Source organism: Candidatus Tisiphia endosymbiont of Hybos culiciformis (genome assembly GCF_964030975.1).
Taxonomy (GTDB): Bacteria; Pseudomonadota; Alphaproteobacteria; order Rickettsiales; family Rickettsiaceae; genus Tisiphia.
On sequence record NZ_CAXIQH010000001.1, the window covers coordinates 659,420 to 677,533 of the forward strand.

At 33.9% G+C, this 18,114-nt stretch carries 18 protein-coding genes; 17 read left to right on the forward strand and 1 reads right to left on the reverse strand.

Annotated elements, in window-relative coordinates:
* Positions 1 to 165 precede the first annotated feature (165 nt).
* The 4 genes from ACQH2P_RS03505 (at position 166) to ACQH2P_RS03520 (ending at position 5,614) form a co-directional block, all read left to right on the forward strand.
* Positions 166 to 3,141 carry an aconitate hydratase gene (locus tag ACQH2P_RS03505; protein ID WP_425363022.1) on the forward strand — a complete coding sequence of 992 codons (2,976 nt, stop codon included), beginning with the start codon at positions 166 to 168 and terminating at the stop codon, positions 3,139 to 3,141.
* Positions 3,142 to 3,259: 118 nt separating this feature from the next.
* A complete protein-coding gene (locus ACQH2P_RS03510; RefSeq protein ID WP_425363023.1) occupies positions 3,260 to 3,616 on the forward strand; it encodes a DUF4870 family protein in 357 nt (118 codons plus the stop codon).
* 16 nt (positions 3,617 to 3,632) lie between these two features.
* Positions 3,633 to 4,463 carry an NADPH-dependent 7-cyano-7-deazaguanine reductase QueF gene (gene queF, locus ACQH2P_RS03515; protein ID WP_425363024.1) on the forward strand — a complete coding sequence of 277 codons (831 nt, stop codon included), beginning with the start codon at positions 3,633 to 3,635 and terminating at the stop codon, positions 4,461 to 4,463.
* Positions 4,464 to 5,152: 689 nt separating this feature from the next.
* Positions 5,153 to 5,614, forward strand: a complete 462-nt coding sequence (locus ACQH2P_RS03520; RefSeq protein WP_425363025.1) for a DNA polymerase III subunit chi — start codon at positions 5,153 to 5,155, stop codon at positions 5,612 to 5,614.
* A gap of 34 nt (positions 5,615 to 5,648) precedes the next feature.
* Here the strand turns inward: ACQH2P_RS03520 and ACQH2P_RS03525 are convergent, their stop codons facing one another.
* Positions 5,649 to 5,774 carry a hypothetical protein gene (locus ACQH2P_RS03525; protein ID WP_425363026.1) on the reverse strand — a complete coding sequence of 42 codons (126 nt, stop codon included), beginning with the start codon at positions 5,772 to 5,774 and terminating at the stop codon, positions 5,649 to 5,651.
* A 65-nt stretch (positions 5,775 to 5,839) separates the two neighbouring features.
* Here ACQH2P_RS03525 and ACQH2P_RS03530 point away from each other — a divergent pair, with 65 nt between their 5' ends.
* The 13 genes from ACQH2P_RS03530 (at position 5,840) to tmk (ending at position 18,083) form a co-directional block, all read left to right on the forward strand.
* Positions 5,840 to 6,715 (forward strand): glycine--tRNA ligase subunit alpha, encoded by an 876-nt coding sequence (locus ACQH2P_RS03530; protein WP_425363027.1) that lies wholly within the window; start codon positions 5,840 to 5,842, stop codon positions 6,713 to 6,715.
* Between the two features lies 1 nt (position 6,716).
* Entirely contained in the window at positions 6,717 to 8,876 is a 2,160-nt protein-coding gene (glyS, locus tag ACQH2P_RS03535) for a glycine--tRNA ligase subunit beta (RefSeq protein WP_425363028.1), read from the forward strand.
* Positions 8,873 to 9,967, forward strand: coding sequence for an L-threonylcarbamoyladenylate synthase (locus ACQH2P_RS03540; protein ID WP_425363029.1), 1,095 nt, complete (start codon positions 8,873 to 8,875; stop codon positions 9,965 to 9,967). The genes glyS and ACQH2P_RS03540 overlap by 4 nt, the downstream gene beginning before the upstream one ends.
* The gene (gene ftsY / locus ACQH2P_RS03545; protein ID WP_425363030.1) at positions 9,964 to 10,875 is read left to right on the forward strand and encodes a signal recognition particle-docking protein FtsY; all 912 of its coding nucleotides are present in this window, start codon (positions 9,964 to 9,966) and stop codon (positions 10,873 to 10,875) included. Before ACQH2P_RS03540 ends, ftsY begins: the two co-directional genes overlap by 4 nt.
* Before the next feature lie 172 nt (positions 10,876 to 11,047).
* A complete protein-coding gene (locus ACQH2P_RS03550; RefSeq protein WP_425363031.1) occupies positions 11,048 to 12,238 on the forward strand; it encodes a CCA tRNA nucleotidyltransferase in 1,191 nt (396 codons plus the stop codon).
* Between the two features lie 44 nt (positions 12,239 to 12,282).
* Positions 12,283 to 12,546 (forward strand): hypothetical protein, encoded by a 264-nt coding sequence (locus tag ACQH2P_RS03555; protein WP_425363032.1) that lies wholly within the window; start codon positions 12,283 to 12,285, stop codon positions 12,544 to 12,546.
* Positions 12,547 to 12,559: 13 nt separating this feature from the next.
* The gene (locus ACQH2P_RS03560) at positions 12,560 to 12,838 is read left to right on the forward strand and encodes a hypothetical protein (RefSeq protein WP_425363033.1); all 279 of its coding nucleotides are present in this window, start codon (positions 12,560 to 12,562) and stop codon (positions 12,836 to 12,838) included.
* 69 nt (positions 12,839 to 12,907) lie between these two features.
* Entirely contained in the window at positions 12,908 to 14,020 is a 1,113-nt protein-coding gene (locus tag ACQH2P_RS03565) for a metal ABC transporter substrate-binding protein (RefSeq protein ID WP_425363034.1), read from the forward strand.
* Between the two features lie 101 nt (positions 14,021 to 14,121).
* Positions 14,122 to 14,823 carry a heme ABC transporter permease gene (locus tag ACQH2P_RS03570; RefSeq protein ID WP_425363035.1) on the forward strand — a complete coding sequence of 234 codons (702 nt, stop codon included), beginning with the start codon at positions 14,122 to 14,124 and terminating at the stop codon, positions 14,821 to 14,823.
* Positions 14,820 to 15,140, forward strand: coding sequence for a ferredoxin FdxA (fdxA, locus tag ACQH2P_RS03575; protein ID WP_425363036.1), 321 nt, complete (start codon positions 14,820 to 14,822; stop codon positions 15,138 to 15,140). Before ACQH2P_RS03570 ends, fdxA begins: the two co-directional genes overlap by 4 nt.
* 90 nt (positions 15,141 to 15,230) lie before the next feature.
* Positions 15,231 to 16,139, forward strand: coding sequence for an Rpn family recombination-promoting nuclease/putative transposase (locus ACQH2P_RS03580; RefSeq protein WP_425363037.1), 909 nt, complete (start codon positions 15,231 to 15,233; stop codon positions 16,137 to 16,139).
* Between the two features lie 302 nt (positions 16,140 to 16,441).
* Positions 16,442 to 17,473, forward strand: a complete 1,032-nt coding sequence (zapE, locus tag ACQH2P_RS03585) for a cell division protein ZapE (RefSeq protein WP_425363038.1) — start codon at positions 16,442 to 16,444, stop codon at positions 17,471 to 17,473.
* Positions 17,463 to 18,083: a dTMP kinase gene (gene tmk / locus ACQH2P_RS03590; protein ID WP_425363039.1), complete on the forward strand. Its 621-nt coding sequence runs from the start codon at positions 17,463 to 17,465 to the stop codon at positions 18,081 to 18,083. The genes zapE and tmk overlap by 11 nt, the downstream gene beginning before the upstream one ends.
* The last annotated feature ends 31 nt before the right edge of the window (positions 18,084 to 18,114 follow it).

The window sequence follows — 18,114 nt, forward strand, 5'->3', positions numbered from 1 at the left end:
AGTTATAGGCGCAAAGGTCATTGTGAGAAGGCGTAAAGCCGACGAAGCAATCCAGTCTAAATGAAAATGGATTGCCACGACACTCACGTGGTCTCGCAATGACGTCAGTTTGCTATGAAGTAATACTAGCCGAGTTAGCCATAAAACAAATTGGGAGTAGCTAGTATGAATTATGATTATCTTAAAGAAATATCTGTTGGAGATAATATTTATAAAATTTTTGACATAAATAAGGCGGCAAATGATATTGGGCTTGAGTTAAAGCGTCTACCTTATAGTTTAAGAATATTATTTGAAAATGTCCTGCGTCTAACTAGTAGCCAAGAGAAGTTGTTGCTATTTAAAGAATGGCTTAAGGCAAGGAAATCTGAGGCTGAAATACCGTTTATGCCGGCTAGGGTGCTGATGCAGGATTTTACTGGTGTTCCGGCTATTGTTGATTTGGCTGCTATGCGTGATGCTATAAAAAAACTAGGTGGCGACCCATTAAAGATTAATCCTTTGATTCCTGTTGATTTGGTGATAGATCATTCTGTGCAAGTTGATTATTATGGAACAAGTGATGCTTTTGATAAAAATGTCACAATGGAAGTAGCGAGAAATATAGAGCGTTATCAATTTTTGAAATGGGGGCAAGAAGTATTTGATAATTTTAAAGTAGTGCCGCCGGGAACAGGCATTTGTCATCAGGTTAATTTGGAACATTTAGCTAATGTTGTGTGGACTAAACAACAAGAAGGAGTGACTTTCGCTTATCCGGATACATTGGTTGGTACAGATAGCCATACTACGATGGTTAATGGTCTGTCAGTTCTTGGTTGGGGAGTAGGGGGGATTGAGGCTGAAGCGGCAATGCTCGGTCAACCTCTATCAATGATTTTACCAGAAGTAATTGGTTTTAAGTTAAGTGGCTCTTTAAATGGGATGATTACGGCTACAGATTTGGTGCTAACCGTTACCCAAATGCTTAGAAAGAGAAATGTTGTTGGCAAATTTGTTGAATTTTATGGAGACGGGCTGGATTCGCTAACATTGGCAGATAGGGCAACTATATCAAATATGGCGCCTGAATATGGTGCTACTTGTGGCTTTTTCCCAATTGACAATGAGACTATAAAATATCTTAATTTGACAGCTAGAGATGCAAATCGCATAAAATTAGTAGAGCAATATGCTAAGCTACAATCATTATGGTACGAATCGACAATTATCCCAGAATATACTGACACATTAGAACTGGATTTATCTACTATCGAAGCTTCCTTAGCAGGACCAAGACGCCCGCAAGATCGGGTTAACCTAAAAAATATGGCTAGTAATTTTAACGCTGAACTAGCTTCTTTAACCAAAGGTGACGTTAATATTGATAAAAAATACCCTGTTGCTGATATAGCTAATCCGGTTAGTATCTCTCCAACCCTAAGTCATTCCCGCGAATCTTTATGTCATTCCCGCGAAGGCGGGAATCTAGATCCCTGCTTTCGCAGGGATGACATTGGGTTAGGCAGGGATGACATTGGGTTAGGCAGGGATGACATTGGGTTAGGCAGGGATGACATTGGGTTAGGCAGGGATGACATTGGGTTAGGCAGGGATGACATTGGGTTAGGCAGGGATGACATTGGGTTAGGCAGGGATGACATTGAGTTAGGCAGGGATGACATTGAGTTAGGCGAGGATGACAACAGTTTGCTGCAGGTTAATAGCTGTAAATATGCTATAGGTCATGGTGATGTAGTGATAGCAGCAATTACTAGCTGTACCAATACTTCCAATCCTAATGTAATGATTGGTGCAGGCTTGCTGGCTAAAAAGGCAGTAGAACTTGGGTTGGTGAAAAAACCATGGGTTAAAACCTCATTGGCTCCTGGTTCAAAAGTAGTAACGGAATATTTAAAAACAAGCGGGCTTGATCAGTATCTCAATGATTTAGGTTTTAATCTTGTCGGTTATGGTTGTACTACTTGTATCGGCAATTCTGGTTCGCTTTTGCCGGAAATAGAAGAGACTATTACCAAAAATAATCTGGTTGTTGCTTCGGTATTATCTGGTAACAGAAATTTTGAGGGCAGGGTGCATCCTCTAACCATAGCTAGTTATCTTGCATCTCCCCCGTTAGTCATTGCTTATGCTATCACAGGTACTATCAATATTAATCTTGATACTGATCCGATAGGCAAAGGTCACGACGGTAAGGATGTATATCTTAAGGATATCTGGCCTACTCAACAGGAGATAAAAAAATTAATAGAAGAATCTATTAACTGTAAAATGTTCAAGGACAAATATAGTGATATATTTTTAGGTGATAAGGAATGGCAAAATATCAAGATAACTAAAGGTGATACTTATAATTGGAATAAAAATAGTACTTATATCAATAATCCTCCTTATTTTGAAGGTATCGAACATATATCCAGTGGATTGCATGATATAGGATCTGCTAGAATATTAGCCATATTTGGCAATTCCATTACTACTGATCATATATCGCCAGCCGGAAATATTAGTAAAACAAGCCCTGCCGCTAAATATTTAACCGAGCAGGGTATTTCACCGGCGGATTTTAACTCTTATGGATCACGGCGTGGCAATCATCAAGTAATGATGCGTGGTACTTTTGCCAATAATAGGATTAAAAATGCTATGTGTCCTGGAATTGATGGGGGGATAACGATCAATCAACTAGATGGTCAACAAATGAGTATTTATGACGCAGCTCAGGATTATAAAGCTCGCTCTATCCCTTTAGTAATTTTCGCAGGTAAAGAATATGGCTCTGGTTCGTCGAGAGATTGGGCAGCAAAAGGTACTAGCTTACTTGGAGTAAAAGCGGTAATTGCTGAAAGTTTTGAAAGAATTCATCGGTCAAATTTAGTTGGTATGGGTGTTTTGCCGCTTGTGCTTACTTCTTGTACGGTAAGTGATTTAAAACTTGATGGTTCTGAGTATATTACAATTACGGATTTAAGTAAAAAAGTGCAGCCTTATCAACAACTTAGTTGTACTATCAAGAGGAAAAGTGGTATAGTTGAGACTATCGAAGTAATATTACAAGTTTTTACAGATAATGAGCTAGATTATATAAAATATGGTAGTATAATGCACTTAGTGGTTAAGAATTTTAGTAGACTTATCTAATCGTCATTGCGAGGAGGCACGACGAAGCAATCCAGGAAAGTGATTAGAAATTGATTGCCACTACACTCACGTGGTCTCGCAATGACGCGTTAGATACACTAATTATAAAGAGATAAAAATGGATAAGGAAATTAAGAAATATATAAAAGCAGGAAGACCGAATCTTGTCGTAGTTTATATATTATTTTTGTGTGGGATAGTTGCTCCATTATTACCCATTATTGGAGCAGTTTTTTCCTATATTAATAAGGATATTAAAAATAAATATTTAGCCAGTCATTATATTTTTATATGGCGTACTTTCTGGATGGGATTTGTGGGTATTATGATATCTATGATAACTACCATAATACTAATCGGTTCTGTATTGTATCTATGCTTATTGGTGTGGTTTATATTAAGGATTGCTATGGGTTTCAAATATTTATTAAATGGCACAGAGCATCCTAATTACATGACTTACTGGCTCAAATAAATGGAGATAAAATAGAATGGAACTGGGAACTCTACTCGGCAAGCAAACTGCCTATATAGATTTGTATGACAATACTTTATTATACCCAATTAGTCGTAATTTTGCTAGAGAGCAATTACAGATAGTAGGTGCTTTGCCTTTCCATGGCTTTGACATTTGGAATTGTTATGAGGTCTCTTGGCTAAGGCAAACTGGTAAACCTGAGGTAAGGATATTGGAATTTATGGTGAGTAGCGATTCACCTAATATTGTAGAATCAAAATCACTAAAGCTTTACTTAAATTCTTTTAATAATACTAAGTTTGAAAGTTCAGAGCAAGTAAAAGAATTAATTACCAGGGATTTAAGTTTAATATTTGAGTCAGCTGTAATAGTTTCCCTAAAAGATTTAGAGTCATATGATGGTACTAGGATGCAATCTTTTTCAGGCATAAATCTCGATAGGTTAGAGGTAACAATTACTAGTTTTGAGATTAGCCAGAATTTGCCAAAATTATTAGAAGATAATACGCAGATAGTGGATGAGGTGCTATATTCTAATTTGCTAAAATCGAATTGTTTGGTTACTAACCAACCAGATTGGGCATCAGTACAAATTAGTTATCGAGGCAGAAAAATTGACCATAGTTCGTTATTAAAATATTTGGTGTCATTTCGTAATCATAGTGAGTTTCATGAACAATGTGTTGAACGTATTTTTTGTGATATTAGTAAGTTTTGCGATCCCGATGAATTAACTGTTTATGCCAGATATACAAGACGTGGCGGCATAGATATTAACCCTATACGGTCTAGTAGCAAGCTAGATATTACAAAAATTAGCAATTTAAGACAAATTCGTCAATAATGCTAAGTAGGTGACGAACCGTCATTGAGAGGGGTCGCTTTGGTGATGATGAAGCAATTGTAAATTGCCATTCGCAGGGATGACATGAAGTTGTAAATTGTCATTCCCGCGTAGGCGGGAATCTAGATACCTGCTTCCGCAGGTATGACACAAAGTTTATATCACCTAATTCAATAGGTTTCACTATACCATCAGACATTTGTTGTTGTTCGTACTCTATAACCCAAGTTTACTTTTTCTCATCGGTTTCTCTGAATTAACTTTATATATCCATAACATTAATTTTATAGTACATAAATAGCAACAACAAAATTGAATTTTTCTATATCAAGGCTGAATAAATTATTATATAATAAATTTCCTGCATAAATAAGTTGCAGGAAAAAAATAATTGATTTAAATATCCTTTATTACAAAGCAATTATAGCCTTATTAAAAAAGAATCAGGCTATAAAATATTAGAGGATGTTATCGTAGCTAGTAGTATCTCATCAGTTAATTTAAGTGAATTAGTTTCTGTCCTGATTAGGTTTAATATAGCGGAAAATAATAACGATATTGTCAAATAATGTAAGCCAGGTGTTTTTAGCAGTCAATTAAAGCGAGTTGCCCCAATTATACTGGGGTAAAATCTTTTTTTAATATTTATTTTCTAAATGAGATACATTTGTACTTAAAAGAGAATAATCATGCAACAATTTAGTCTTTATCATACTGCCGAAGGGTTACTATATAAAACAACCTGTCTTTTAGTAGAAAAATCTTATCATAGCAATTTGAGAATTGTAGTTTTAGCTCCAGATATTGAAGTCCAAGAATCACTAAACAAGATGATATGGACTTATTCTAGAAAACAGTTTATTCCGCATGGTAGTAAACTTGATCCATTACCAGAAAAACAACCAGTCTATATTACTCATCAGTTAGAGAATCCTAATCAAGCTACCATCCTAATAATCATTGCACCATCTGATATACAAGAAATTCTTAGTAACAAAAATTATATCACACATTTTCAGAGAGTAGTTATAATATACGATGCTTTAGATAATTTAAGTTTAGTAATTAAAACAATAAATGAACTAACTATTGCAACACCGATAATTGATTGTTATAAACAGAATCCAATGGGAACGTGGAGTAAGATTTAAATATAGCTAACCCGAATAAGTTTTAGATATTATGTCATACCTGCGTAATTATGTCATTCCCGCGTAGGCGGGAATCTAGATACCTGCTTTCGCAGGTATGACACAAGAAGGTATGACACAAGACAAGATTGCTTCGTTCGGGCTTCGCACCTCCTCGCAATGACGAAATAATGCTAGTCGGGTTAGCTATAATATTTTTTCAAAGGAACAAATAAATTTACCAATATGCAAAAATTATCATTTCAGCAAATTATATTAACCCTGCAGAATTACTGGCAAGATTATGGTTGTGCTATTTTGCAACCATATGATGCCCATGTTGGAGCTGGCACCTTTCACCCTGCTACTGTACTACGAACCCTTGGTAAGAAACCTTGGTTTGTAGCTTATGTTCAGCCTTCTCGGCGTCCTCATGATAGTAGATATGCCCTGCATCCCAATAGAATGCAGCATTATTATCAATTTCAGGTTATACTAAAGCCATCTCCTGACGATATACAACAACTATATTTAAAAAGCCTTGAATGTCTTGGTATAGATTTGCAGAAACATGATATTAGGTTTGTTGAAGATGATTGGGAGTCTCCTAGCCTTGGTGCTGCTGGACTTGGTTGGGAAATATGGTGTGATGGTATGGAAGTATCACAATTTACTTATATGCAACAAATTGGTGGTATTGATTGTCGTCCAGTGGCTGGTGAAATTACCTATGGTTTAGAACGTTTAGCACTTTACATACAAGGAATCAATGAGGTAAAAAATCTTGATTGGAATGGTCAGATTGGAGAAAAGGCTTTAACTTATGGTGAAGTAGATTTTGCCGCTGAAAAACAATTTTCGAAGTTTAATTTAGAATTGGCTGACGTAGCAATATTATCCCAGCATTTTATTGATAGTGAGAAACAATGTAATGAATTAATTGCTGCAGATTTACCTTTGCCAGCTTATGATTATTGTATTCAAGCTAGCCATCTCTTTAACCTATTAAATGCCCGGGGGGTAATTAGTGTAACAGAGAGAGCTTCTTACATACTCAGAATACGTAATTTAGCAAAAATATGCTGTAATAAATGGTTAGAACTAGAAGATAAAGAAGGTTAATATGAGTGAGTTATTACTGGAAATTTTTAGCGAAGAAATACCGGCTTTAATGCAGAAAAATGCAGCAGAAGCTTATAAAACCATATTTACGACAATCTTGCAAGAAAGTGAGTTAGTTGCTGATGTTCAGCTATATGTTGGATCTAGGAGAATTGCTGTACATATTACAAATTTACCGAAATTTATACCACCAAAAGAAATTACCATTAGAGGACCAAAAGTTTCGGCAACGCAGCAGGCTATAGAAGGGTTTTGTCGGTCAAATAATATTAGACTTCCTGCAAAAGTCGCTTGTGCTGAGGGATTTGAAGGAGACGCGGAACGCAGAACCGCAGCGTACTCTAGTGTACGTGAGGATTCGAGTACCGCATCGACGTACAAATCACCAGCAGAAGTAGAGTTTTGCAGGAAGTCTATTGAGCAAAATAAATTATCTAAGGTATTAGTGCAAGGGCAATTATATTATATAATAGTAAAGAGTACCACAGAAACCGATATACGAGAACTATTGCAAGAGATAATTCCTAAAGCAATTAGTAAGTATATTTGGTCAAAATCTATGTATTGGGGGAATTATGATATAAGTTGGATTAGACCACTTAGGAATATTTTATGTATATTTGATGGAAAAACACTAGCCATTAAATACGGGCATTTGACGGCAAATAATATTACCTTTGGACACAGATTTCTTAGTCCTGAACTGATTACTATAGACAGTTTTTCTGAATACCAGAACAAGCTGCGGGAGAGTAATGTCATTATTGACCAAGAAGAACGCAAGGAAATGATTAAAAGCCAGCTATCTAAAATAGCCAAGTCACTTAATCTAGTTATAAAAGACGATGAAAAATTATTAGAAGAAGTAACAGGATTAGTAGAATTGCCAATGGTTATGGTCGGTAAAATACCTGAGATATTTTTGCAGTTACCTAGTGAAGTGCTAGTTAGCTCAATGCGTACCCATCAGAAATATTTTAGTACTTTTGACCAAGCTGGTAATTTTGCCCCTTATTTTCTTTTTGTTAGTAATATGCCTGATGATCAGAATATTATAGTAAGTGGTAACGAGAAGGTATTAGCCGCTAGACTATCTGATGCATTATATTTTTATCAGCAGGACTTATCTAATAGTTTAGAATCAAAATTGCCAAAACTTGCACAGATAACATTTCATGCAAAGCTTGGCAGTATAAAGCAAAAAACAGAGAGAATGGCTGATATTTGTAATTATCTAATGCCAGGAAATCAGGATTTGCAACTAGCAGCTAGACTTTGTAAAAGTGATCTAACAACTGAAATGGTAGGAGAATTTCCTGAGCTGCAAGGTATTATGGGATATTATTACGCCAAAGCTGAAGGGTTAGATGATCAGATTGCCTTGGCAATAAGAGATCATTATAAACCACAAGGTCTATCAGATAGTTTGCCAATGGGAAATAGTGCAATATTGGCAATTGCTGATAAACTGGATAGTTTAGTAGGTTTGATATTAATAGGAGAAGAGCCAAGTGGTTCAAGAGATCCTTACTCACTCAGACGCCAAGCATTAGGTATTATTAGGATAATTTTAGCTAATAAATTAACTATCAATATTAAGCAATTAGTTGTGTATGTAATTCAGCTATACTCTGAAGAGAATATAACATATAATAAAAGTAATCAGATAGTCTTAGGGTTTTTAGAAGAACGAGCCAAATATTATTTTAAAAATCACTATGATCTATCGTTAATTAATGCGGTTATTGATTTTGATATTGAAGGAGATCTAGTGATTACCGAGATAAAGCTCTGTGCTTTACAAAAGTTTCTCGCTGGAGTTGATGGTGAGAATTTATTAACTATTTACAAAAGAGCAAATAATATACTAGAAGGTAGTAATATAGAAGGAGAAGTTGATCAAAACGCTTTTATTTCACAATATGAACAACAATTATTTTTATCATTGGGAAACGTTTCTAAGGAAATAGACAGATACATTGCCGAAAAAGATTTTACCAAGGCATTGAGTGTGCTACTAGAAATGTTAAAACCCATTAATGATTTTTTTGATAATCTGATGGTTAAAGATAAAGATCGTACAATTGCTAATAATCGTTTATTGTTGCTCAGAATGGTTACACAATTATTTGATAAATTAGCAAGATTTAGTGCTTTATGACGGATATATTACGACAGGCTGCCAAATTTATCAAATCTGGCAATATAGTAGCATTCCCCACAGAAACAGTATATGGACTTGGGGCAGATGCTAGTAATGAGCAAGCTTGTCAGAAGATTTTTAAGATAAAAAAGCGTCCAAGCATAAATCCTCTGATTGTCCATGTAGCAACCATGAGTCAAGCTAAAGCTATCGGGGAATTTAATGCAGACGCTCTTAAGTTAAGTGAGGTATTTTGGCCAGGACCTTTATCAATTGTTGTACCATTAAGAAGTGGAGCAAATATAGCTGAATCAGTATTATCCGGGCTGACAACGATTGCACTCCGTATACCATCACATAATATGGCTTTGGAGCTAATAAGAAAGTCAGGCACGCCGATAGCAGCTCCTAGTGCTAACCCATCAGGTTACATTAGTGCTACTACTTTAGAGCATGTAAAAGAACATTTTGCAAATGACCAAGATATTTTTATTTTAGAAGATAATTCAAGATTCTCTGCAAAAGTCGCTTATGCTGGGGGATTTGAAGGAGACTCGGAACGGAGAACCGCAGCGTACTTAAATGTACGTGAGGATTTGAGTACCGAATCGACGTATAAATCACCAGCAGAAGTAGAGTTTTTCAGAAAGTCTAATGACTATAAGTGTCAGTATGGTATAGAGTCAACCATAGTGGATAGTACCACTAATAACTTAACTATTTTGCGAGATGGTTTTATTACGCTGGAAGCGTTAGAGAAGGTTCTTGGTAAGAAACTAGATAAAGCATCTAGTTTGATGCAAATTAAAGCTCCAGGGATGATGGATAAACATTACTCACCAAGAGTTAAAATGAGACTGAATGCCGAGAGTTTAGAAGCTAATGAGGTAGGTCTTAATTTTGCGGATAGTAAGCTAGAGGGCAATTTTTCACTTAATTTAAGTTTAACCGGAGATTTAATTATCGCTGCTAGCAATTTATTTGCCAGTCTTAGAATATTAGATAATTACGCAGAATTAAATGGATTAGCAATTGCCGTTGCCTCTATCCCAGAGGTTGGTATCGGCGTTGCAATCAATGATCGACTTAAAAGAGCGGCGGTGAAATGACATCTATATTTACTAAATTAAAGCAGGTATTAGTTAATAGTTCCAATAAAATATCTTCGGGCATTGACCAGATATTTTACAAAAAAAAACTAGATGAGCAGACTTTACAGGAATTAGAGGAGTTGTTAATATCTGCAGATATTACTGCCTCTGTAGCAATAGAGCTGGTCAATAAACTAAGAACTATCAAATTTGATAAAGAAGTAAGTAGTTTGGTAATCAAAGAACAACTTGCCGACATTATCGGGCAATTATTGATAAAGGCTAGTAAAAATTTTGAATTACACGATAAAAAGCTTAATGTCATACTAGTTTGCGGCGTTAATGGTTCAGGGAAAACTACGAGCATAGGCAAGTTAGCTAGTATTTATCGTAAACAGGGTAAGAAAGTGGCTATTGCCGCTTGTGATACATTTAGAGCTGCTGCTGTTAGTCAATTATCTAGCTGGGCTGATAAAAGTGGCTCAATGTTTATTACTGGTGAAGAATCAGCCGAACCTGCTAGTGTTGCTTATCTTGCTATGCAATCTTCAATAAAAAACGATGTGGATATATTATTTATTGATACAGCCGGTAGGTTACATAACAAAAAGAATCTGATGGAAGAACTTGCCAAAATTGTTAGGGTTATTAAGAAGATTGATGATACAGCTCCTCACCATAGTATATTAGTAATTGATGCGACAACTGGACAGAATGTATATAATCAAGTTGAACAATTTACTGCTATTGCTAACATAACAAGTCTGATAGTTACTAAATTAGATGGTACGGCAAAAGCTGGGGTTGTGGTTGGTGTCGTGCAGAAATTCGCCTTACCAGTATGTTTTTTAGGGATAGGAGAGAAGATAGACGATCTAAAGCCGTTTGATCCGGCTGCGTTTGCTAGTAGTTTAGTAGGGAATTAACAAGGGTCTTGCATGAAGAAAGATGTCGTCTCTGCGAAATATGATGTCATACCTGCGAAAGCAGGTATCTAAAAAAGCCCTGAAATATTATAGATTCCCGCCTACGCGGGAATGACAAGAGGAGGCAGGAATGACATCTTTGTCGTTTAAACCACATAATCTAGGATTGTTAATGAATATCATAACAAGAGAATTATCTATCCAATCCAATTATTACAAAGAAATCTTGTCAATAATTAAACTAGGTGGTGGAGTGGCTAGGATTGTCGGGGGAGCCGTTCGGGATGCTATTCTTGGTGTAGTTAATTATGACATTGATATAACAACCAGTTTATTACCAGAGCAAGTAACAGATATTTTATCAACAGCCAATATTAAGGTCATCCCAACTGGCATAAAATATGGCACAGTTACGGCTTTACTAAATAATGAGAAATTTGAAATTACTACACTTAGGAAAGATATAAAATGTGATGGCCGGCACACAGAAGTCATATTTACTGATGATTTTATGGAAGATGCTGCTAGAAGAGATTTTACCATTAACGCATTAAGTTATTGTCCATTTGAGCATAAAATTTATGATTATTTCGGTGGAATAGATGACTTGCAAGAATCTAAGGTAATATTTATCGGACAAGCATTTGAACGGATTGAAGAAGATTTTTTACGTATTTTACGTTTTTTCCGTTTTTCCTGCTATTATGCAAGACAGTTAGATATTAATGGGTTAGATGCCTGTATTAAATTACGAGAAAATCTTAAATTATTATCAAAAGAACGGATAAAATGGGAGATGGACAAATTAATTATCTCAGATAATAGTCCTAATATTTTGCAGCAAATGTTTGATAATGGTATATTGCAAATAATATTACCAGTTAGCAAGTTTGATAAGAAACCTTTGGTGGAAGCAATTAATTTCGGTTCTTTAGAACCTTACACTAGGTATTCACTATTATTTTATCACATAAAGAACCTACCACTAAGTGATTTACTAAATTTAAAATTTTCTCGGCAACAAGCAATCAAAATCATTGCTATACTTAGATTTGTTAATAAGGAAATCAACGAATTCACATTACGAGAAATTTGGTGGGAAACTGCTAATTATCCGGATGATTACCTGCAATATATAATTATTCTAGTATCATTAGGCAAATTAAATAGAGATATAGCAAACAAATTTCTAGATACATACCAATCTAAATCCCGACCAATATTCCCGATAAATGGGCATGACTTGCAGAAAATAAATATTCATGGTAAAGATATTGGCATAGTGATATGCAAATTAAAAAGCTCTTGGATTGCAAGTGATTTTACGCTTAGTAAGCATCAATTACTTGATAAAATAGTATAATTATCGTATAATAAATTCCTAAGGCACTAAATTAGGAAAATGCTATGAAGCAAAATCAACAAGTGAAAGTAATAGGTAGTAACGGTCAACTATCGCTTGGCAAAGTATTTGCAGGACAAATGGTATTAATCGAACAATTAGATAATGGTACATGGATCATTAAGACAGGAGAATTTATTCCAACCTCAGAAAAGTGGTTATATCAAGGAGACACCTTGACTAAACTAGATAAAGCATTATCGTGGGCAGAAAGAAATAAACCAAAAGATAACTTACAAGAAATTGTTGAGAAAATTGAACATGTCTAAAATAAAAATAGATATGAATAATCCAGAGTTTCAAAAAGATTTGTTTGCTCTTGAAAAAAATAATCAATTAGCATTAATTAAAGTGTTAAAAAAAATAAGTCATTTAACTTGGGATGAGTTATATAGGGATCAAGGTCTAAAATGGGAAGTAATCGTATCCAAAATAACTAAGAATAAGCATCAGATTTACTCTTTTAGGTTCTCACAAAAATATCGAGCATTGGCACTAAGAGAAGAATCTTACTTACGTTTACTAACTTTGCATACAGATCATGATAGTGCTTATAAATAATTTCCATATAATACTTGGAAAAAATAAAACATCCAAGGCATTGAAAAATAACGTTGAAAATTAAAAAAAATGAAAATTAATATTAGTGCTAGCATTTTTATTGTTATAATTATGATATTATTTAATTATGGAGCTTTTGCCAATGTAGGTAAGGTGAAAATTGTTACTAGTATAACTCCATTAGCAAGCATTATAGCGATGTTAGTGAAAGATCAAACAGAAATTGTTGCTATTGCTAATAACAATGATTGTCCGCATCATTATAATTTAAGACCTAGTGATCTTAAAAAAGTCAAAGATGCAGATATTGTATTTTATATAGATGAGCAATTTGATGGCTTTGCTGGCAAATTGATGAATGGTCATAATAAAAATGTTATTAAAGTTAGTAATTTTAATGGGCTAAGAATTATTGGTAATAACTCCTATGATAATTGGCATATTTGGCTTGATTTAGATAATGTAAAACTATTATTAGAACAATTATCTCAGATATTATCTAAACGATTTCCTGAGATTAGTTCAGATATTTACCAGAATCTTGAAGAGGCAAAAAAACAAATAGATGATCTTGCAAAAATCAAACATCAAAGATTAGTGTCTTTAACAGATGTAATCTTGCTTAGTGATAGTTTAGAATATTTTTTTGATAATAGTAAAAAAAGCGTTGCAAGATTATATAGCTCTGACCAAAAGAGCCTTAAATATATTAGTAATCTTGAGCATTTATTAAGTATGTCCAATAGTAAATGTTTATTACTAAGTACAGAGCAAGATGTTGCTTTGTATAAAAATTTTAAAGTAGAAGTAGTGGCAATTGAAAGTGAGAATTGGCAAGTGACTAACATCAATAGTGATTTATTTTATAATCAATATTTAAAAATAATTAATCAACTGTCTAAATGCTTAAACAACAATTCTAATCATTCGTCATTGCAAAAAGCTGTTATCCAACCGTCATTGCGAGAAGTAGTATCGTACGACAAATCAGTGATAAGTTGTCATTCCCGCGAAGGCGGGAATCTAGATACCTGCTTTCGCAGGTATGACACAAAAATTGCTTCGTCGAGTTTATGGTCTCCTCGCAATGACGTATATGTAATCCAAGACGTCATTGTGAGGAGTAGCGAAGCCCGACAAATCAGTGATAAGCTGTCATTCTTAGCAACGGCGGGAATCTAGATACCTGCTTTCGCAGGTATGACACAAAAATTGCTTCGTCGACCTTATGGTCTTCTCGCAATGACGGTTGTGTATCCTATAAAACCATAATTAGAATGTTTATGTTTAAATTACTAAACCCTTATTTTTTTAGTAAGTTAGTACGAACCATGCTACCATTATTGCTAGTTGCAATGTTAGTAGTAATGGGGTTGGGCTTATATCAAGCTTTGATAGTATCGCCACCAGATTACCAACAAGGGGATATGGTTAGGATTATGTATGTTCATGTACCAGCTTCTTGGATGGCACTAGGGATTTATACATTTATCGCTATTTGTAGTTTGTCTAGCCTAGTGTGGAAGACTAGAATGTCGTTCTTAATGGCAATGGCAAGTGCTCCTATTGGTGCAGTTTTTTGTATGATTAGTATGGTGACAGGAGCCTTATGGGGAAAGCCTATTTGGGGGACTTGGTGGGTTTGGGATGCTAGACTTACCTCAATGTTCGTACTATTCTTACTTTATTTAAGTTATATCGTGGTGGTGAATAGTGGTGATAGGATAAGCCGTACTGAAAAACCAGCCTCGGTGATTGCTCTGATTGGTTTTATCAATGTTCCTATAGTAAAATTCTCAGTAAATATTTGGTATAGTTTACATCAGCCAGCCAGCGTTTTAAGGCTAGGTAGCCCTACCATTGATAATTCTATGTTATTGCCCTTAGTGCTAATGTTTATAAGTGCTATACTATATTTTTTATTAGTATTAGGTTTAAGAACTTGCGTTTTAATTGCCAAATTCAAGGAGTATGACAATTTATGACTTATGTTGTTACTGATGAATGCATAAAATGTAAATATACTGATTGTGTAGAAGTATGTCCTGTAGATTGCTTTTATGAAGGAGAGTTAATGTTAGTGATTAATCCTGACGAATGTATTGATTGTGGAGTATGTGAGATTGAGTGTCCGGTTAAAGCTATTAAGCCAGAGTCAGAACAGCTGATTGATTGGATAGAGAGAGCTAAGTTTTTTTCCAGCAAATGGTCAAATATTACGGTTAAAAAACCAGCCCTACCGGATGCAGATAAATATCAAGACGAGAAAAATAAGTTTGAAAAATATATGGGTAAAGTTTAATTTATGCAAGATTCTTGGAAGAGAAGATGGTAAAATAGTGTTAGTTATAAATAAAGGCGATATTTAGCAACAATTAAGAAGTTATATTATATGGTTTTTTCAAAGTTTCTTGATCCTAAAAATGATTTTTGTTTTCGCCAAATCTTTGGTACTGAAAAGAATAAGGATATACTTGTTCATTTCTTAAATGACATTCTGAAATTTGAAAGAAGTGAACAAATAATTGAGGTAACGTTTTTACCAACTATCCAAGATCCTTCTATTGCTGCATATAAGCAGTCGATAGTTGATGTGTTATGTAAAGATCAAAATGGTAATCAAGTGATAGTAGAGATGCAGGTAAGTAAACATCCAGGGTTTGAGAAAAGAGCACAGTTTTATGCAGCTAAGGCATATTCTCAGCAAATAATCAAAGAAGATGAGAACCACAAAAAACTAGCAGTATATGCTAAATTAAAAGGGGTGATATTTTTAGCTATAGCTGATTTTGTGATGTTTAACGATAAAAAATCTTGGAAATCAGAACATCGTCTTTTAGATACTAACAGTTACGCACATGATTTAAAAGATTTTTATTTTGTTTTTTTAGAACTAGCAAAATTTAATAAAACTATCGATAATTTAGAGACTATAGAAGAAAAGTGGATGTATTTTTTTAAGCATGCAGAGCATAGTACATTTAAAGAAATAGAGCAGTTAATAGGTAATGATAGAATTATTGGAAGAGCATTTGAGGCAGTAGACCAAGCTAGCTGGTCAGAAGCAGAACTTAATACCTATGAGAAAATAACTAAAACTCGTCTTGATAATTTAGCAGTAGAACTGCAAAAAATTGAAGATGCTGAAGCTAGAGGCGAAGCTAGAGGTGAAGCTAAAGGCAAAGTTGAAGAAAAAATAGCATTAGCAAAGAAAATGTTGGCTGATAATGAGTCAATAGAAAAAATAGTTAAATATACTGAACTAACCCTTGAAGAAATAGAAAAATTAAAAAAAGAATAAGCCAATGAGTAGTACAACATTAGTATTTTGAGTTTCGGAGTAATCCTGAACTTGTTTCAGGATATTTTGCGTGTATAACCTAGGTTTTGTTGACAAAATTTAAATTGTTTATATTTTGAGTATTTTTAAGCGAAAATTAATAAGATTTTTGCAGGAATAGTTATTCCTATTTCAAAAAAATCTTATAATTTGCAGCTAATAAAGAGTCAAAATAGAATAATTCAAATTTTGTCAACAGAACCTAGAACCCGCAACGAGTTCAGGATACCCCATAATAATAACTTTAATGAGAATATAATCGATTGTCTGAATTAAAATTTGATGAAAAGCAGTTGCTTCTGCTTAGTAGAATCAAGAGTTTTGTTAAACAAATTGAGAATAAATCCTTTTTTAGATTTTTTAATAGTAATTTATTAGCAAAACAAGGTATTTACCTATATGGTAATGTAGGTAATGGCAAAACTTTATTAATGCAACATTTTTTTCAAATATTGCAAATTAAGAAGTTAATGATACATTACCAGAACTTTATGCAATCAGTACATAAAGATATTTATCAGTTACAAGGCAAATTAAAATCTAAGAATAATATTATAAAAAGCATTGCGGCAAATTATGCAAAACAAGCGGAAGTAATATGTATTGATGAGTTTGAAATTAAAGATATAACTGATGCGATGATCATAGGACAGCTACTACTTGAACTGATGAAATGTAAGGTATTTATCTTCATTACCAGTAATACTAAACCAGAAGATTTGTATAAAGATGGTTTACAAAGAAATTCTTTTTTGCCAATAATTAAAGAGATTTATCAAAGGTTTGAAGTCATACACTTAGATAGTGAGCATGATTATCGATTAGATAAAGTTATACAGATGACTAACAAGCGTATAATCTATCCAATAAATGAAAATAATAAATTGGAGACACAAGAACTTATTAGCAAGTTAAATCATAATAACCAACTAGTTCCTAAGGATATTACTGTTTTTGGACGAAAAATATCTTTTAAAATGGCTGGCGAGAAAATATTAGTAACAAATTTTGAAGAGTTATTTGTAAGAGAATTAGGTTATGTTGATTATGTAGATATTTGTCAAAAATTTTCTGTTATAATAGTAGAAAATATTAGTATAATAAGTCCTGATAATACAGACTTAGCTGTTAGATTCATCAATTTTGTTGATAATGCTTATTTTTATAAGGTTGTACTATTTATGACCTTACAAGATGAGCCAGTAAAAATATATCAGAATGGTTTGCGTAGTGATGAATTTAAGAGAACTATTTCAAGGTTACATGAAATGAATAGTGGTAGTTATGTCAATTAAAAGTGGTAAATTTATTACATTTGAAGGCGGAGAAGGCTGCGGTAAATCCACCCAGAGTGATATGTTATACCAGTATTTACTATCGCAAAATATCCGGGTAGATTTAACGCGTGAAGTGGGTGGAACTATTGCTGCTGAGAAAATGCGTGATATTTTAGTTTATCAAGATTTATTGCCTATGTCAGAATTGCTACAAGTCATGGCAGCACGTTACGAACATGTTCATAAAAGGATTATTCCTAAACTAAATTCAGGAGTTTCAGTTATTTGTGATAGGTTTATAGATTCTACGGCTTGTTATCAGGGGCAAGATGTGGGCAGTGATTTAGTGTATGACCTTCATAAATCTCTAATATCGCCTGTGATGCCTGATATTACTTTTTTTATTGATATAGAGCCAAATATTGCTTTAGAAAGAGCATGGGCAAGAGGTAATAATAATAAATTTGAAAGTAAGAATATTGAATTTCATCAAAAAGTTTATAATAGGTTTCAAGATATATCAGATAAATTTCCAGATAGAATAGTAAAAATAAACGCTTCCGCTCTTAGTGCAAACGAAATTCATGATATAATTGTTGTGATGCTCACACGAAAACTATTTTGTTAATAGAGAAATATGCTAATTTTCATTGACTTTA

Excerpts from the sequence above, each read along its gene's own strand:
- ACQH2P_RS03505 (WP_425363022.1), top strand. The coding sequence starts at position 166 with ATGAATTATGATTATCTTAAAGAAATATCTGTTGGAGATAATATTTAT.
- ACQH2P_RS03510 (WP_425363023.1), top strand. The coding sequence starts at position 3,260 with ATGGATAAGGAAATTAAGAAATATATAAAAGCAGGAAGACCGAATCTT.
- queF (WP_425363024.1), top strand. The coding sequence starts at position 3,633 with ATGGAACTGGGAACTCTACTCGGCAAGCAAACTGCCTATATAGATTTG.
- ACQH2P_RS03520 (WP_425363025.1), top strand. The coding sequence starts at position 5,153 with ATGCAACAATTTAGTCTTTATCATACTGCCGAAGGGTTACTATATAAA.
- ACQH2P_RS03530 (WP_425363027.1), top strand. The coding sequence starts at position 5,840 with ATGCAAAAATTATCATTTCAGCAAATTATATTAACCCTGCAGAATTAC.
- glyS (WP_425363028.1), top strand. The coding sequence starts at position 6,717 with ATGAGTGAGTTATTACTGGAAATTTTTAGCGAAGAAATACCGGCTTTA.
- ACQH2P_RS03540 (WP_425363029.1), top strand. The coding sequence starts at position 8,873 with ATGACGGATATATTACGACAGGCTGCCAAATTTATCAAATCTGGCAAT.
- ftsY (WP_425363030.1), top strand. The coding sequence starts at position 9,964 with ATGACATCTATATTTACTAAATTAAAGCAGGTATTAGTTAATAGTTCC.
- ACQH2P_RS03550 (WP_425363031.1), top strand. The coding sequence starts at position 11,048 with ATGAATATCATAACAAGAGAATTATCTATCCAATCCAATTATTACAAA.
- ACQH2P_RS03555 (WP_425363032.1), top strand. The coding sequence starts at position 12,283 with ATGAAGCAAAATCAACAAGTGAAAGTAATAGGTAGTAACGGTCAACTA.
- ACQH2P_RS03560 (WP_425363033.1), top strand. The coding sequence starts at position 12,560 with ATGAATAATCCAGAGTTTCAAAAAGATTTGTTTGCTCTTGAAAAAAAT.
- ACQH2P_RS03565 (WP_425363034.1), top strand. The coding sequence starts at position 12,908 with ATGAAAATTAATATTAGTGCTAGCATTTTTATTGTTATAATTATGATA.
- ACQH2P_RS03570 (WP_425363035.1), top strand. The coding sequence starts at position 14,122 with ATGTTTAAATTACTAAACCCTTATTTTTTTAGTAAGTTAGTACGAACC.
- fdxA (WP_425363036.1), top strand. The coding sequence starts at position 14,820 with ATGACTTATGTTGTTACTGATGAATGCATAAAATGTAAATATACTGAT.
- ACQH2P_RS03580 (WP_425363037.1), top strand. The coding sequence starts at position 15,231 with ATGGTTTTTTCAAAGTTTCTTGATCCTAAAAATGATTTTTGTTTTCGC.
- tmk (WP_425363039.1), top strand. The coding sequence starts at position 17,463 with ATGTCAATTAAAAGTGGTAAATTTATTACATTTGAAGGCGGAGAAGGC.